We start from the raw sequence: 15,452 nt of genomic DNA on the forward strand, positions 1-15,452 counted from the left end.
GACGTGAGCAGACTGCAATTTTGTTCCCGATGAAAAATTGCCATGCAACCGGTTGCGCGTCAAGCCGGCTTGCTTTTGAATCAATATGGCCGGCCCGCATTTTGCGAGGGTCCGGCCGCATCTTCCCCTAATCCTTGTAAGGCCTGGCTTTCTTGAGAAGTTCAACAGCCGCACCAGCAAGTGCTTCTGCGCAACCGGGTGCGAAACTTGCCGGTTGTCCGTAATAGCGATGGGCTTCGTCCACCTCATACCCGCCGGAGGCGAACTCTTCGCCTGGCGGGATATAGCCGGGATTGTCTTCCGCAAACCCGGCGATGAAGGCAGGACGTTCGCCACAGGCGGCGCGCAGGCTGAGCGCGGTCGCCGCAAAGATCTCTCCGGGCAGACCAATCACGGGCAAGCCGCCCCAGTCGAACACGCAAACCCGACCCGACAGGGTGTCTGCCGGCTCACGCGCAATGGTCTCGGCCCAGTGGATCCAGGCATCCAGAAGCGCCACCTGCGCGGGTTCAGCCCCTGCTCGCTCAGCGCGCCATCGTGTTGCCAGTTCCGCCGGCGTCTCCGTTTCACGGCGCTTGAATGGCAGGGAAACCTGCGTTTCCAGCGCCGTCACCTCCCTGTCAAGTGGCTGTTCAGGCGCTTCCAGCGCTGCCTTTGCAATCGCCGCGCCAATCCGCTCGGCGGCGGCAAAGCTGCGATCCGGGTTTGCGGCAAGGCTGATCGAGGCGTGCGCGCTGTGGCCCGTATTTGCGTCGCCCACGCATCCGGTGACAAACAGGGCGGTGGCTCCGGGATAAGCGGTTTCCAGTGCGCGGCGTACAAAGTGCGGATAGTCGGCGGTCCACAGCCTGTTGTCTGCGCCCAGCACCACGGGGTGGCAGGCATAACCCGTCATCAAGGCAATCATGTCGCCATTCTCGCCGCGCACACGCAGAAGCGGCAGGGCGCGATCCACCGGACCGTCCGGGTGGCGGCGATTGCGGGCAATGTCGGGGTCGGATCCGAGCCCGACCGAGAGCGTTGCAGGTCTTTGCGCGGCAACAGCCTGATCGATGGCTTCGACACAGGCGTCTTCCAGCCTTTGCAGATAGGCCTCGTCGGTCTCAATCGTCAGGCGTCCGGCCATGGAAACGGGGCCGCCATGATTGTGCAGGGCGCTGATGATGACATTCGTGTCAGGAAGGGTGCAGCGGCGGCGAATGCGCGCGCTCATGGCGCCGTGCAGGCCGATCACATCGGCAACCACCATCGCCGTATCGTTGATGGCCAACGCACGCACCGTCAGCGGGTCATGTGCGCCGGTGGCTGGCAGGGTGCGGGCGGCAAAGCCGGAAAGCGGCAGGCCTGCGGGTGGTGTGATGTCTACCGTGGCGACGCCTGCGCGGATCATGCTCAGAGCACCTCTTCACCGTGAACGAGCGTGTTTTTCAGCTCAAAGGAGCCGGTTTTCCCGTCAATTGAAAAGCGGATCAGATCGGCCGACGCATTCAGCTTCATCACGCCCCGACCATCGACAAACGCGCCGGGATTGGCCGTGGCGAGCCTCAGCGCCTGCGCCAGCGAAAGCCCGGCCAGGCGCATGGCAGTCGCAACGTTCTCGATCAAGGGCAGGCCGGCCCCGGCCAGATAAGGTGTCCCGGCAATGCCCACGCGTCCGTCGGCGCGCACTTCGACATCGCCGCCAATCGGCTGGCGGTAGATGCCGGGCTCCATGCCGGCCAGCGCCACGCTGTCGGAAACCAAAAGGGCGCGTTCCAGCCCCTTGGCGCGCAGCATGGTCTTGAAAGTGTCGTCCGGCAGGTGATGGCCATCGGCGATAAGCGTCGCGGTCAGCCGGTCATCGGCGAGCTGCGCCCAGATCAGGTTCGGATGGCGGGGCATGAGCGCGGCTGCGCCATTACCAAGATGTGTCGAGAGCCGTGCGCCGGCTTCGGCTGCCGCATGCACCTGCTCGGGCGTGGCAGAGGAATGCCCAATGGCGACATGAACGCCCTGCGCCGTGATGGCGCGAATATAGGCCGGGGCCTCTTCATATTCGGGTGCAAGGGTCACGAGGCGGACAAGACCGCCGCTCGCCTTTTGCCACGCATCGAATTCTTCGAGGGAGGGCGGCCTCACATGCTCTGCGGGATGCGCGCCGCGCGGCCCGTCCTCCGGTGCGATGCTCGGGCCTTCCATGTGGACGCCGGGGATCATGCGCGCGCAAAGAACGTCTTCGCGCCGCGCCGTGGCGATGGCGTCAAGTCCATCAAGCAGCCGCTCGCGCGATCCGGTCACAAGGGTTGGAAGATAGGTGGTCACGCCGAGCCCGGCCATGATGCGGGTAAGCTCGGAAACACGCTTCGGCGTCAGCGCGCCGTCGTTCAGGTCGAGGCCCGCATAACCATTGACCTGAAGGTCGACCAGGCCGGGCGTGAGATAGGCTTCGTCCTGCGAGCCCGTCTCGGCAATGGCTGCGATCCGCCCGTCGCGCATCGTGATGGCGATGCTGCCTCCGGTAACGGGGTCGCGCCCGGCTATGGTCTTCTCCGTGCTCACAGCGCGCGAACCCGGTCGCGGAAGCGGGCCAGAAAGCGGGCGTTTGCTTCATCGCCACCCGGTGCGTTACCGCTGCGCCAGACCGGCGGTTCGACGCCACGGTCGAGCAGTTTGGCAACGGTGCGGATCACCAGGCAGTTCAGTGCGAACGCATTGGCAAAAGTGGAGATGGCGGAGATGTTCTCGGTCATGCCGGGCAGGCTGACCACCGCATCGCCGATCGGAACTTTCGTGTCGATGGCGATGTCGACCACATCATGCAGGTTCTTCTTCTCCGGGTGGCGCGCCGGGTGATCCGGGCTCGTGCTTTCGGCGTGTTCACGCGAGCTGACGCCGATAAGAAACGCCCCGCGAGACTTCGCCTCCAGTGCGGCGTCGATCAGGGCTGCGTTGATGCCATAGGCGTTTGCGAGGATCAGTACGTCACCCTCGCCAAGGCGGGCATCGGCAATGACAACGCGGCCATAGCCCGGCGTGCGTTCGATTGCCATGGAGCGCAATGCGCCGTTGGATAGCAGCGTGCCTTCATCGAGAATCGCGCTCATATGCATCAGGCCGCCGGCCCGGAAAAACACCTCCTGGCTGGCGAGATTGGAGTGCCCGCCGGGGCCGAAGATGTGGATAAGCCGGTCTGCCTCGATCTGGGAGGCGAGGCGCTCGGCGGCCTTGTTCAGAGTGTCACGCTCTTCGACAAGGATGCGCTGCATGAGCGCGTGGCTCGTTGCGAGATAGTCTGCGCAGATCGCGTCGGCGTTGATCTCAGGCATCGGGGTCGGCCTCTTTGTCCAGATAGAGTGTGCAGTTCTTATGTTCGCGCAGAATGCTTGCCGGGCAAGCGGTTGTCCGCTCTCCGTGCAGCGTTCCTCGCACGGCGTCGCGCTTGTGAGCGCCCGGCACGATGCAGAACATGCGGTCGGCGCGCAACAGCCGTGGAATGGTGAGCGTCAGCGCGGTGCGCGGCACCGCATCAAGGCTCTCAAAGCCGCCATCATCATATTGCTGCTGGCGGCAGACCGCGTCGAGCTCCACGAGTTTGACGTCCAGCGGATCCTCAAAATCGGCGATGGGCGGATCATTGAACGCGATATGGCCGTTGACGCCGATGCCGAGGCACACAAAGTCGATGGGCGCTTCATTGAGCAGCGCGGTGTAGCGTTGCGCTTCGGCGTCCGGGTCTGCACCGGGGTCGATCCGGTTTGCGGCAGCCAGCGGAAGCGCATCGAAAATATGCCGGTTCAGCCAGTGCGCGAAGCGCTGGGGCGCATCCGGCGCAAGGCCGATGAACTCATCCATGTGAAAGGCGGTCACGCGCGACCAGTCGATGTCGGGCATGGCGCGAAGCTGCTCGATCATCGAGGACTGGCTCGGCGCGGACGCGAAAATGACGCGCACAATCTTCTGGCTGGCCAGCCGTTCGCGCAGCGCTTTGGCGATGTCGGCGGCAGCCGCGGCCCCCATCGCGTCGCGGTCTGCAAAGGTTTTTACGGTGAGCCTGTCGATCTTTCTGTCAACGAGCGGAGTTGGCTCGAGCGCGGCTTGGCTATGCTGCAAATCATGTCTCCGAAGATTGCGCCCGCTGATCGCAGGGGCCTTGCGGCAGAGTAGAACAAGAATGCGGGCACTATGCTGTGCAACCGGTTGCATGTCAACCGGTTGCCTGACGCCTCTCGGCGGTGCATCTTGTCGCCAGAAAAGCACAAGGTTCGAGGGCAGGCGGTGGCAGCGGAACGCAAAGGCGGCGTCACAATCAGTCAGGTGGCGAAGGAGGCCGGGGTGGCGCGCTCAAGCGTGTCCCGCGCCTACACGCGGCCCGATATGCTGAGTCCGGAGACGGTCGAGCGGATCAAGGCGGCTGCCGGCAAGCTCGGTTACGTGCCAAATCACACGGCCCGTGCGCTCAGCACCGGGCGCTATGGCAATCTGGCGCTGATCGTGCCGGATGTCGCAAATCCGTTTTTCCCGCCCATGATCCGCGCGGCCCAGGTCGAGGCGGATCGCTCCGATTTTTGCGTGTTTCTCGGAAATTCCGATGAAGATCCGGAAAAAGAGGACCAGCTTCTCGGTCGTTTTTCCGGGCAGGTCGAGGGCATCATCCTGGCATCGCCCCGGCTTTCGGACGAACGCATCGCGGCCCATGCGCTTCTGCGCCCTCTTGTTCTGATCAACCGCGATGTGAAGGGCATCCCGAAAGTGCTGATCGACAGCGGTACGGGCATTGCCGAGGCGACCCAGCATCTGGCGGATTTCGGCCACCGCAACATCGTCTATGTCAGCGGTCCATCCACATCCTGGTCCAACAAGCAGCGCCGCGCAGCCGTGCGTCGGGCCTCAAAGAAACTTGGCCTTGAACTGAGCTTCGTCTCGGCCAGTGTCCCGAGTTTCGAAGCCGGTTTGCAGGCAGTCGATGCCATCCTCGCAAAGGGCGCGACGGCGGCGATTGCCTTCGACGATGTGACGGCGCAGGGCATTCTGGCGGGCCTTGGCGAGCGCGGCGTCAGCGTGCCCGGCGAATTCTCGGTGGTCGGCTGTGACGATGCGCTGGGGCCATTGACGGTGCCGAGCCTCACAACCGTTTCCAGCCGCTCCATAGAAGCTGGAAAACTGGCAGTTTCGCTGTTGCTGGAAGTGCTGGAATCACAGGCGGTACGCGATGCCTCCTATGTGCTGGAAACGCATCTGATCATTCGCTCGACGACCGGCAAGGCCCCGTAACGCACCTGTTTTTCAAAGATACGTTCTAGACGATCCTGAACACCGCGGCGCTGCTCTCGGGCTTGAATAAGCAGCATATAAAATAATACCAGTTCAAAACCTGTAGAAATTTTGTCATCATGTGCAGCGGACGCAATCACCGAGGCAAAACGGAATGAATGAAGCGGCACTTCTCGATTTCATACGGGGGCATATCGCCGGCGGAAACGGAGCCGAGCCGCTCTATCGCCAGGTCGAAATGGCGCTGGCTGAAGCCATTCATTCGTCGCGGCTGAAACGCGGCGCCGTTATCCCAAGCGAGCGCACCCTTTGCGCCGCCCTCTCCATGTCCCGCGTCACCATTCGCCGCGCCATTGAGGATCTGGAGGCGGATGGCCTGCTGCATCGCAGGCACGGCGCGAAAACGGTGGTGTCGTCACGGCTGGAAAAATCTCTCTCCACCATGACGAGCTTTTCAGAGGATATGCGTTCGCGTGGTCTGGAGCCCGGATGCATATGGATTTCCAAGGAAACAGGGCGTCCCTCGCCGACGGAAATGATGGCGCTTGGCATCTCGGTTGCCGATGAGGTCGCGCGCTTGAGGCGCATCCGCACCGCTGACAACACGCCCATCGCGATCGAGACGGCGACGCTGCCTCTGCGTTTTCTGCCGAGACCCGCCGAGGTGGGCGATTCCCTCTATCAGGCTCTGGAAGCCCGGGGGGCCATGCCGGTGCGTGCGGTGCAGCGGATGCAATCGACCCCGATCACCCCGGAGGAGTCGCGGCTTCTCGAGGCCCCGCCGCAGACCAGCCTTCTGGTGATGGAGCGTCGCTGCTTTCTGGAAGACGGGCAGATCGTGGAGTTCACGGAAACCAAATATCGTGGCGATGTCTACGATTTCGTCATCGAGCTGCACCGCTAATACCAGTTTGAAACTGGTTGTTATCTGGTATTTTGTCTGCCTATGATATCCTCCACAGATGGAGGAGAAAGCGTGCCGAACCGCATCCTAGGGCTCGAAAACGGGCTGATCGTCTCCTGCCAGCCGGTCACCGGCGGGCCGATGGACACAGCGCCCATCGTCGTTGCCTTTGCGCTGGCGGCGCTTGCCGGCGGCGCGCAGGGGCTGCGCATCGAATCTGCCGATTATGTGAAAGCCGTACGGGCCGCCACCGATGCGCCGATCATCGGCCTGATCAAGCGCGATCTGGACACGTCGCCCGTGCGCATCACTCCGTGGATCGAGGATGTGGAGGCGCTTGCAGAAGCTGGCGCAGATGTCATCGCCTATGACGCCACGCAGCGCACGCGCCCCGTGCCGACGGCCGATCTGGTCAGGTGCATTCACGCGGCGGGAAAGCTCGCCATGGCCGATTGCTCGATTGTTTCCGACGCCCGACAGGCGCTTGACGAAGGGGCCGACATGGTTGGTTCCACGCTCTCCGGTTACACGGAAGGGCCGGAACCCACGGAGCCCGACCTTGAACTGATCAGCGCCATGCGTGCGCTCACGCCTCATGTGGTGGCGGAAGGCTGCATTCGCCTGCCGCGTCATGCGGGCGAAGCGCTGCAGGCCGGGGCGCGGCTGGTGGTCGTCGGCTCCGCGATCACGCGGCCCGAGCATGTCACCTCCTGGTTCCGGGCCGATATGGATGCCGGGGCGGGAGCGCGTGATGCGTGAGGCTCAGACGGTTCTGGCGCTCGACATTGGCGGCACGAAGATGCTTGCCGCGCTCGTCCGCGGAGAGACCGTTGTCGACAGCCTGAAAGTGCCGACCCCGCGCGATATGGGCGGGCCCGCCCAGTGGCTCGTAGCGCTCTTTGCGCAGATCGAGCACTGGAAGGGCGCTTATGGATGTGTCGGCGTTGCCGTAACGGGCATCGTGGATGACGGGCTCTGGTCCCCGCTCAACCGCAGGACGCTGGATTTTCCCGACCGCTTTCCGCTGCTTGAAACCGTTGGTGCGCTTTCCGGCGTGTCCGCCATCGCCGCCAATGATGCGCAGGCTGCTGCGTGGGGCGAATATCGCTTCGGCGAAGCCGAGGGCAATCTCGTCTTCCTGACCGTTTCCACGGGCATTGGTGGCGGCATCGTCATGGATGGGCGGTTGAGAACCGGACTTGCCGGGCATTTCGGCCTCCTGCGGGGGCAGGACTTCGAAGGCGCCGGCGGGGATGACAGTGCGCTGGAGGATCACGTTTCGGGCAATTTCATCGCCGCTTCCGCGGCGGCGCATCAGCCGGGCGCAACGTCGCATGACGTTTTTGACGCGGCGGCCATGGGCGAGGGCTGGGCGAACGATATCATCGACCGTTCGGCCCGGCGCGTGGCCATTCTGTGCCGCAACATTCAGCTCGGCTTCGACCCGGACCGCATTGTCATCGGCGGCGGCATCGGGCTTGCCCCGGGGTATCGCGCGCGCATTGAAGCGCAGCTGGATCACGTTTCGGAACGGCTCAAGCCGCGCCTCGTGGCGGCCCGGCTGGGGGAGAGGGCCGGCGTTGTGGGCATCGCTGATCTCGCACATCAAAACACGACACAAAACCAAGTCAAACAATGAATGGGAGAATGGATATGAGACCTGTTGCACGATTTGCATCCATGTTGGCAGGAAGTGTTTTTGCTGCGGGCCTGTGGGCCGGCGTGGCAAGCGCGGAGGTCACCGTGCTCGGCTGGCCGGGTGGCCCTGAAGAAACGGCGCTGCGCGCCGCAGCCGAAGCCTATAACGCCAGGGACGATGTCAGCGATGAGAACAAGGTCGAACTCCTGTTCTTCAACCGCGACGGCTTCTGGGACAAGCTGCAGGCAGATCTCGCTGCAGGGTCCGATGCGTTCGATCTGAACCTGCTCGCCACCTATTCGATCGGCCGCTATGCGCCGTTCATGGAGCCGGTGGAACTGTCCGACGGGGCGCAGGCGCTTTATGGCGACGCCGTTCTTTCGACCATGCAGTTCGACGGCAAGCAGTATGGCGTGCCGACCGATCTTTCGCTGCATTTCATGTATTACCGCAAGGATCTGATCGACGCGCTGATGAGCGATGACAGCGCCAAAGCGCGTTACGCGGAAATCAGCAAGGAACATCTCGGCCAGGCGCTCGAACCCAAGAACCCCGATGACTGGACCTGGGACGATTATGCGGCCACCGCGCTTTATTTCACCAAGGCGGTGAACCCGGACAGCCCGACCCGCTACGGCACCGTTCTGCAGATGAAGAACCTGCTGTTCAACATCATGGTGTGGCAGTCGACCGCGCGTTCCCATGGTGGTGACTGGATGGATGCCGAAGGCAACATCACGGTCAATTCGGATGCATTCCGCGAGGGGCTTGAGCTCTACAAGATGCTCTACGACGCCGGAGCGACGCCGCGCGACTCGCTTTCCTACGAGTTTGCCGAAGCCAATGCCGCCTATGCGGCGGGGCAGGTGGCCGCCATGGTGCAGTGGAACGCGGCTGCCGCCGATCTCACCAATGCGGAAAAATCACCCGCAGTGGGTGACGCGACCGCCACCATCGCTCCACCCGCCGGGCCTGAAAGCCGGGCCACGCATATCCATGGTCTCGGTCTTGGCCTCAACAAGAGCGCCGGCAACAAGGACGGTGCGAAAGCCTTCCTGAAATGGCTCTCCACCGAAGAGGCAGCCCTCATCTACGCCCGTGCGGGCGGTGCGCCGGCTCTCTCGGCCGAGGCTGTCGCAGCAGTGGCGGAAGAGCGTCCGGATCTGGTGCAGCTTGGCGAATATGCCGGTGCCTATGGCTACGTGATGAACGGTGGCGCATCCGCAAATGCGCTTGCCATCTACGAGCTGCAGGCAAAGGAGTTTACGGGCTACTGGTCGGGCCAGCAGGACCTCGATACCGCACTTTCCAATGTCGAGAAGGGCATGGCGGATCTCCTGAAGTAAAGCTGGCGTCGGCCCCTCATCCTCCCCTTCTCCCCGTGTGCGGGGAGAAGGCGCCGGCAGGCGGATGAGGGGCAGCGCCGACCACCAAACCGATCTGGATCACAGACCAAGAAGCACCATGGAAACGACCCATCGCACCGAATGGACGCTGCTTGCCACGCCGCTGGTGGCGTTTCTGCTGGTCTGTCTCGGCTTTCCGGCCATCGTCAATCTGATCTACTCGGTTTCCGAAATCAGCTTCGAAACGCTGCGCAATCCGCAGATTTCCGGTTTCGGCAATTTCGTCGCTGTTCTCACCGATGAGGCGTTCTGGCGCGCCAACTGGTTTTCCCTGCGCTTCGGCCTGCTGACCGCTGTTCTGGAATGTCTGATCGGGCTTGGGCTGGCTGTTTTTCTGGCCCCGCTTTTCAAGAACCGCAGCTGGCCGATTGCCATTCTCATGCTGCCGCTCATGGTGGCTCCGGCCTTGATGGGGTTGATGTATCGCCTCGTTCTGCACGAGTTCGCCGGCCCCGTGCCACATTACCTCTGGGCCTGGTTTGGAAACAGCCCGTCCTTTCTCGGTCCCAATTCGGCTTTCTGGACGCTGATCGTGGTCGAGACGCTGCAGTGGACGCCATTCGCCTTCCTGCTGTTCCACATGGCCTATCAGGCAATTCCGGAGGAGCTTCGGGAAGCCGCTGCAATCGATGGTGCGACCGGGTTTGCCCGTTTCTGGCGCATCGAGCTTCCGCTGATGTTGCCCACACTGGCGGCGGCGCTTCTGATCCGTTTCATCGATGGCTTCCGGGTTTTCGACAATGTCTACGTGCTGACCGGCAGTGGGGCCGGCGGCTCCACCACTTCGCTGTCGATCTACATTTACGAAGCCTTCTTCAAGCAGGCTGCCATCGGCAAGGCGGTCGCGGCTTCGGTCGTCCTTTTTGTGGCATCGTTCATGGTGCTTTACGGCCTCAACCGCTTTGCCCGGCGCAGGAGACGATAGATGCTCAACGCGATCCGCTGGGCCGTGTTCGCCCTTGCCGCCTTTGCAATGAACTTTCCGCTCATCGTCACGCTTGTGACCTCGTTCAAGAGCGCGCGTGAGATCTCGACCAATCCGGGTCTCTGGATCAATGCGCCGACGCTTGAGAACTATGTGACGGTGCTCACGGTCTCGGACCGGCTGAACATTTTCCTCTATCTTGCCAACAGCTTCGCCATTGCCGCGATGGGCACGCTTCTGGCCGTTCTTCTGGCGCTGCCGGCGGCCTATGCAATCGTGCGCGGCCGTTTCGGCGAGAAAACGCTGCTGCCGCTGATCGTCAATCTGCGGGCGGTGCCGCTGGTGATCTTCGCGATCCCCATCTACATGATGTTCCAGTTTATGGGGCTGCTCGACACGCGGTTCGGCCTCGGCCTTGTGATGACCATCGTCAACATCCCGCTGGTGCTGATCATTCTCGTCAACGCCATATCGGATGTGCCTTTCGAACTCGATGAAGCGGCCATGATCGACGGCGTGAGCCGGCCGGGCATTCTGGTGAAGATCATTGCGCCCGTCATCCGCCCGGCAATCGTGACCAGCATGATCTTCGGCTTCATCACCGCGTGGAACGAGTTCCTGTTCGGCCTGATGCTGACGACCTCGAAGGCTGTGCCCGTCACGGTTGGCGCATCGTTCTTCTTCGCCGCTTCCGGCGGCGGTGTGCAATGGGGTGTGGCCGCAGCCGTTATGATGGTCGGCGCATTGCCGCCCATGCTTCTCGGACTGGTCATGTACCGCAAGATCAGCGGAACGATGATGGCAGGCGCCGTTAAGGGCTAGAGAACGGGCTAGAAGTTCCGCTCGTTCCGATGCGCCATCAATAGCCGGGACACGCCGTCTTGTCTGTCTTGCCGCTCTCTCGCCGAGGCGTGGGGGGCTGCTTCATCACGCATTTTTTCCAGAGCGGGGCAGGGGGCTGTCTTCGGCCCCAGCCGCGGGCCATTGCGGGCGGGTTTGCATTCGTTTGCCGGCACATGTGGTGCGCGCGTCTCGGCAGCCTGCGACAAAAGCGCTTGACAGAAAGCCAAAAGACATCGCTAATTATCTAACCGTTTGGTTAGTTAGGGGAACAAAAATGAAGAGCAAGACACTTGCCGCACGCTTGATTTCTGCGGCTTTCGGAGCGTCAGCGCTGCTTGCCGCTCCGGCTTTCGCCGAGGAGTGGAAGCCCACTGAACCGGTGACGATCATCGTCCCGTGGTCCGCTGGCGGCTCCACCGATACTGTCACCCGCGTCGTCGCGGGAGAGCTGAGCAAGGCTTTCGGCCAGAACTTCGTCATTCTCAATCAGCCCGGCGCATCGGGCTCCGTTGGCACACGCGCCGTCTGGGAAGCGCCGCATGACGGCATGACCATGGCCGCCGGCGCGGCTGCCGATCTTGGGGCCTATCCCGTTTTCGGAACGCTCGACGCGAACCTCGATCAGTGGCGTCTTTACCTCCACGTGGCCAATCCGGGTCTGGTGTCGGTGCGCGCCGACAGCGAGTGGGAGGATTTCGGCGATCTTCTGGAAGCCATGAAGTCGGGAAGCGAGCCGATCACGGTTTCTTCCGGCGGGCTTTCCTCCGCCACGGCGATCTCCATGCAGGCGCTTGAGAAGGCCGCGCCCGGCATCAAGTTCCGCCAGATCGTCTATGAAGGCGGCAACCCCGCCGTAATCTCCACGGTTTCGGGCGAGACGCAGTTTACCGCGCAGACGGCGACCGAGCAGGTGGACATGATCCGCGCCGGGCGTCTGCGTCCTCTCGCTGTCATTGCCGACCAACCGCTTGAGCTTCAGGGCTATGGCACGGTTCCACCGGTCACCGACTGGCTGCCGGAGGTTGCCAGCGCGCCGAACTTCTTCGGCATCTACATTCCTGCCGATGCGCCCAAGGAAGTGCTCGACGCCATGGACAAGGTCTGGGCGGAAAAGATCGCCAATTCCGACGTCATGAAGAAGCACGCCGCCGAGCGCGGTGCGCTGTTCAAGGCGACCCATGGCGAGGAAGCCGCGAAGACCGCGCTGCCCTTCCTCTCGATCAATGCCTGGCAGCAGTTCGACAGCGGCGCTGCGCCGAACGATCCGAGCAAATTCGGCATTCCGCGCCCCGAATAGGGCTGGAATTGCGGCTCCCCCTCCTGTGAGGCGGGGGAGCCTTGACGCTTCGCCTATACGCAACCGGAAGGTTTCCGCTGCCAGCTTCCTGGCCGCGCTGCCCCCTCCTGTCGACAAGCATGGCCATGGACGGACTCACTCATTTCCTGAGCGCGATCGCCGAGATCGGTTTTTCCGCGCAGATCATCGTTGTTTTCTGGGCAACGCTCCTCGGCATCACCGTTGGCATGATCCCGGGCCTCACGGCCACGCTGGGCGTTGCCCTTGTGACCACGCTGACCTTCGCGATGGAGCAGAACACGGCGATCCTGGTTCTGATCTGCGTTTACATCGGCGCGATCTATGGCGGCGGACGCACGGCCATTCTGCTCAATATTCCCGGCACGCCGGCCAATGCGGCTTCCGCTCTGGAAGGTTTCCCGCTTGCCCGGAAAGGGCGCGCAGGCGAGGCGATGGCCGTTGCGACCACCGGCTCCTTTCTGGGGTCGGTCGTGGGAATGGTCGGACTGGCGCTGGTTGCCCCATGGCTTGCGGAATTCGCGCTTGATTTCACCTCCTTCGAGTTTTTCTGGCTTGCCGTCTTCGGCATTGTCCTTTGCGGCCAGCTCACCGCCATGGATGACGCGCTGAAAGGCTGGATCGCCGGTTTCTTCGGTCTGCTCGTCGCCATGGTCGGGCAGGAGAGCATCCATGCCTATGCCCGCTTCTCCTATGGCATTCGTGACCTTGAAGGCGGCTTCGGCCTTCTCCCGGTACTCGTCGGCGCGTTTGGCTGCACGGAAGTCTTCATCGTCATGCGGCAGGAAGCGACGCGCGCCGTCGCCGGCAAGGTGACGGGCGTCTTCCGCTCCGCGCTTTCCTCCTTCGGCCATGCGCGCACCTGGCTGCGGTCCGGCTTCATCGGCACGTTCATGGGCGTTGTTCCCGGTGTCGGCGAGGATATGGGCGCGTGGGTTTCCTACGCTGCCGCAAAGCGCGCTTCCAAGCGCAAGGAAGAATACGGGCAGGGCTCGACCGAGGGTCTGCTCGCCGCCGAGACCGGCAACAACGCCGCCGTGCCCGGTGCGCTGATCCCGGTTCTGACCCTTGCCATTCCCGGTTCCGCGCCGGCTGCTGTTCTGCTCGCCGCCATGATCATCCATGGCCTGCGCCCGGGACCGCTGATCATGATCACGCAGGCCGACTTCTTCTATTCGGTTGTCGCCATGGTTTTCTGGGCAAGCTGCGCCATGCTGCTCCTCGGCCTGCTTCTCACGCGGCCGCTGCTGCTCATCCTGCGCGTGCGGCGTGAATGGCTGATGGGCATCATCTTCGTGCTGTGCACCGTCGGCGCATTCGCCATTGCCGGCCGCATCTTCGATGTCTGGGTCATGATCGGTTTCGGCCTGATCGGCTTCATGATGCGCGAGGCCGGTTTCCCGGTCGCGCCGATGATCCTCGGCGTCGTGCTTGGGCCGATCCTCGACAACAATCTGCGCCGCAGCCTCGCATTGACGCAGGGCGATCCGCTGCCCTTCGTAACGCGCCCGATAAGCGCGGTAATCGCTTCGCTGGTCTTTCTCATCATCATTTTCAGCCTGCCGCCCGTGCGTCGCCGCGTCGCCGCCTTCCGTGCGCGGTTCGCGCGGGGAGGTGCACAATGACGGTGCGAAACGTTCTCCTTTGCGGCTTTGGCGCGTTCGGCGCGCAGCATGCCGCCGCCTGGCGGCAGAGCATGACGGCCCCGCGTCTGTTCATCAGCGATCCCGATCCGTCTGCCCGCGAAAGGGCGCGCGCCCTCGGCCTCGGGTATGTTGCGGAGGATCCGTCCGTCTATCTGGATCAGGTCGATCTCGTCGACATCGTCACGCCGCCGCGTTTGCACCTGCCCGTGGCTCTGGCGGCTCTCGCGCGTGGCAAACACGTTTTCATCGAGAAGCCGGCAGTCACGTCGCTGGATGAGGCGCGGCAGCTGATGGCTGCGGTTGATGCCTCAGGCTGCGCCGTCCAGATCGGCTTCGTCCTGCGCTGTCATCCGCTCGTCGAAAAGGCGAAGGCGCTCATCGCGTCGAGGGCCATCGGCCGCCTGCTTGCGGTCGAAGGCGACTTCTCGGGATGGAAGCGCATGCGCGACGATTCCACCATCATCGAAAATGACGGCGTGCATTTCCTTGATCTCATGCGCCATCTGGCAGGCGTTCCCGTGCGCTCGGTCGAGGCCCGTGGGGTAAGCCTGCTCGGCGCGGAAAAGGACGATGACATCCGCATCGACCTTGCTTTCGAGGAAGGCATATCCGGCAATCTGCGGCTTGGCGTCCTTGCCTGTGGCGAGGTGGAAGACGGGTTCATGCAGGGCGCGGTGACCACAAAGCGGCTGCGGCTGATCGGCGATGCCGGCAACATCGTCATCGATTTCAACCGCAATACGCTCACGCAGGCGCAGGTTTCCTACACACCGTCGGCCGGGGGCTGGAAGGTTTCACCGGGCGCAATGACCAGCGAACAGGTGATCGGGGTTACACCGTCATCTCTTCTGGCAAAGAGCTTCGATCTGTTCGCATCCGCCATCGAAAGCGGCGGGCCGACCCTGTGCACCGCCGATGAGGGCGCTCTGGAAATGGCCGCTCTTCTTGAAGCCATCGACCGCGCGCTTGTGCGGGAACCGCTGCCGCAGATCGCACTGGAGAAGGGAGCATGAGCATGCGCACCATCAACAGGACCGATTTCATCTCCGGCATCGTGGTGGCGGTGATGGGCGCTGCCGGACTGGTCGGCTCGCTTCGCATGCCGCGCTTTGAGGCGCGGGGCGCAGATCCTTTCACCGTGCCGGGTCTCACGCCGGGGCTTCTGAGTGCGGTTCTCTGCGTTCTCGGCGTCGTGCTTCTGCTGCGCGGCATGTCAGGCCGGGTGTTGGCTGAAGGTGCGCGGCCAAGCATCACGGAATGGACCCGCGCCAGTGCGGCCCGCACGATCTTCACCATCGTGATGGTGCTTCTTTATGGAACGCTGCTGTTCGGCCACATGCCGTTCATCCTGGCCACGGCGCTTTTCATCTTCGTCTTCACGGTGGGGGCGGAGCTGATCGACACCGAACGAAGCCTGCCCATCTGGAAGCTCGTGATCGGTGGTCTGGTGCTGGCCGGAGTTGCGGCGTTCGCCATCGACTTCGTTTTCACCGATCTCTTCCTCGTTCGGTTGCCGGGGTGACG

15 protein-coding genes are annotated in these 15,452 nt (G+C 63.0%); 11 read left to right on the forward strand and 4 right to left on the reverse strand.

Features of this window, described 5'->3' with window-relative positions:
• Positions 1-127: 127 nt before the first annotated feature.
• The 4 genes from JYP46_RS14590 to JYP46_RS14605 are packed head-to-tail and all read right to left on the reverse strand — an operon-like array spanning position 128 to position 4,089.
• The gene (locus JYP46_RS14590; RefSeq protein WP_206548494.1) at positions 128-1,390 is read right to left on the reverse strand and encodes a neutral/alkaline non-lysosomal ceramidase N-terminal domain-containing protein; all 1,263 of its coding nucleotides are present in this window, start codon (positions 1,388-1,390) and stop codon (positions 128-130) included.
• A gap of 2 nt (positions 1,391-1,392) precedes the next feature.
• On the reverse strand, positions 1,393-2,538 hold the full coding sequence (locus JYP46_RS14595; protein ID WP_206548495.1) for an amidohydrolase family protein: 1,146 nt from the start codon (positions 2,536-2,538) through the stop codon (positions 1,393-1,395).
• Entirely contained in the window at positions 2,535-3,305 is a 771-nt protein-coding gene (locus JYP46_RS14600) for a sugar isomerase domain-containing protein (RefSeq protein WP_113156733.1), read from the reverse strand. The genes JYP46_RS14595 and JYP46_RS14600 overlap by 4 nt, the downstream gene beginning before the upstream one ends.
• Entirely contained in the window at positions 3,298-4,089 is a 792-nt protein-coding gene (locus JYP46_RS14605; RefSeq protein WP_222474146.1) for a 6-phosphogluconolactonase, read from the reverse strand. Before JYP46_RS14605 ends, JYP46_RS14600 begins: the two co-directional genes overlap by 8 nt.
• Before the next feature lie 165 nt (positions 4,090-4,254).
• On the opposite strand from JYP46_RS14605, the gene JYP46_RS14610 reads away from it, so the two are divergent.
• From JYP46_RS14610 to JYP46_RS14660, 11 genes are all read left to right on the forward strand, one after another.
• The gene (locus JYP46_RS14610) at positions 4,255-5,250 is read left to right on the forward strand and encodes a LacI family DNA-binding transcriptional regulator (protein ID WP_206548496.1); all 996 of its coding nucleotides are present in this window, start codon (positions 4,255-4,257) and stop codon (positions 5,248-5,250) included.
• Between the two features lie 154 nt (positions 5,251-5,404).
• Complete coding sequence (locus JYP46_RS14615) at positions 5,405-6,154, forward strand: GntR family transcriptional regulator (RefSeq protein WP_206548497.1); 750 nt, start codon at positions 5,405-5,407, stop codon at positions 6,152-6,154.
• A gap of 72 nt (positions 6,155-6,226) precedes the next feature.
• Positions 6,227-6,913 (forward strand): N-acetylmannosamine-6-phosphate 2-epimerase, encoded by a 687-nt coding sequence (locus tag JYP46_RS14620; protein ID WP_328850612.1) that lies wholly within the window; start codon positions 6,227-6,229, stop codon positions 6,911-6,913.
• Positions 6,906-7,793, forward strand: a complete 888-nt coding sequence (locus tag JYP46_RS14625) for an ROK family protein (protein WP_206548499.1) — start codon at positions 6,906-6,908, stop codon at positions 7,791-7,793. The genes JYP46_RS14620 and JYP46_RS14625 overlap by 8 nt, the downstream gene beginning before the upstream one ends.
• 41 nt (positions 7,794-7,834) lie before the next feature.
• Positions 7,835-9,139 (forward strand): extracellular solute-binding protein, encoded by a 1,305-nt coding sequence (locus tag JYP46_RS14630; RefSeq protein WP_222474147.1) that lies wholly within the window; start codon positions 7,835-7,837, stop codon positions 9,137-9,139.
• A 118-nt stretch (positions 9,140-9,257) separates the two neighbouring features.
• Positions 9,258-10,124, forward strand: coding sequence for a carbohydrate ABC transporter permease (locus JYP46_RS14635; RefSeq protein WP_206548501.1), 867 nt, complete (start codon positions 9,258-9,260; stop codon positions 10,122-10,124).
• On the forward strand, positions 10,125-10,946 hold the full coding sequence (locus JYP46_RS14640) for a carbohydrate ABC transporter permease (RefSeq protein WP_113156739.1): 822 nt from the start codon (positions 10,125-10,127) through the stop codon (positions 10,944-10,946).
• A gap of 295 nt (positions 10,947-11,241) precedes the next feature.
• Entirely contained in the window at positions 11,242-12,264 is a 1,023-nt protein-coding gene (locus tag JYP46_RS14645; RefSeq protein WP_206548502.1) for a Bug family tripartite tricarboxylate transporter substrate binding protein, read from the forward strand.
• A 125-nt stretch (positions 12,265-12,389) separates the two neighbouring features.
• Positions 12,390-13,907 (forward strand): tripartite tricarboxylate transporter permease, encoded by a 1,518-nt coding sequence (locus JYP46_RS14650; protein WP_222474148.1) that lies wholly within the window; start codon positions 12,390-12,392, stop codon positions 13,905-13,907.
• Positions 13,904-14,941 (forward strand): Gfo/Idh/MocA family protein, encoded by a 1,038-nt coding sequence (locus JYP46_RS14655; RefSeq protein ID WP_206548504.1) that lies wholly within the window; start codon positions 13,904-13,906, stop codon positions 14,939-14,941. The genes JYP46_RS14650 and JYP46_RS14655 overlap by 4 nt, the downstream gene beginning before the upstream one ends.
• Entirely contained in the window at positions 14,938-15,450 is a 513-nt protein-coding gene (locus JYP46_RS14660; protein ID WP_206548505.1) for a tripartite tricarboxylate transporter TctB family protein, read from the forward strand. Before JYP46_RS14655 ends, JYP46_RS14660 begins: the two co-directional genes overlap by 4 nt.
• Positions 15,451-15,452 lie beyond the last annotated feature (2 nt).

Source organism: Nitratireductor aquimarinus, from assembly GCF_017255295.1.
Taxonomy (GTDB): Bacteria; Pseudomonadota; Alphaproteobacteria; order Rhizobiales; family Rhizobiaceae; genus Nitratireductor; species Nitratireductor aquimarinus.

What these genes read in the sequence shown, in the direction of transcription:
- JYP46_RS14590 (WP_206548494.1), bottom strand. Translation starts at nt 1,390, where the DNA reads ATGATCCGCGCAGGCGTCGCCACGGTAGACATCACACCACCCGCAGGC.
- JYP46_RS14600 (WP_113156733.1), bottom strand. Translation starts at nt 3,305, where the DNA reads ATGCCTGAGATCAACGCCGACGCGATCTGCGCAGACTATCTCGCAACG.
- JYP46_RS14615 (WP_206548497.1), top strand. Translation starts at nt 5,405, where the DNA reads ATGAATGAAGCGGCACTTCTCGATTTCATACGGGGGCATATCGCCGGC.
- JYP46_RS14625 (WP_206548499.1), top strand. Translation starts at nt 6,906, where the DNA reads ATGCGTGAGGCTCAGACGGTTCTGGCGCTCGACATTGGCGGCACGAAG.
- JYP46_RS14630 (WP_222474147.1), top strand. Translation starts at nt 7,835, where the DNA reads ATGTTGGCAGGAAGTGTTTTTGCTGCGGGCCTGTGGGCCGGCGTGGCA.
- JYP46_RS14635 (WP_206548501.1), top strand. Translation starts at nt 9,258, where the DNA reads ATGGAAACGACCCATCGCACCGAATGGACGCTGCTTGCCACGCCGCTG.
- JYP46_RS14640 (WP_113156739.1), top strand. Translation starts at nt 10,125, where the DNA reads ATGCTCAACGCGATCCGCTGGGCCGTGTTCGCCCTTGCCGCCTTTGCA.
- JYP46_RS14645 (WP_206548502.1), top strand. Translation starts at nt 11,242, where the DNA reads ATGAAGAGCAAGACACTTGCCGCACGCTTGATTTCTGCGGCTTTCGGA.
- JYP46_RS14650 (WP_222474148.1), top strand. Translation starts at nt 12,390, where the DNA reads ATGGACGGACTCACTCATTTCCTGAGCGCGATCGCCGAGATCGGTTTT.
- JYP46_RS14655 (WP_206548504.1), top strand. Translation starts at nt 13,904, where the DNA reads ATGACGGTGCGAAACGTTCTCCTTTGCGGCTTTGGCGCGTTCGGCGCG.
- JYP46_RS14660 (WP_206548505.1), top strand. Translation starts at nt 14,938, where the DNA reads ATGAGCATGCGCACCATCAACAGGACCGATTTCATCTCCGGCATCGTG.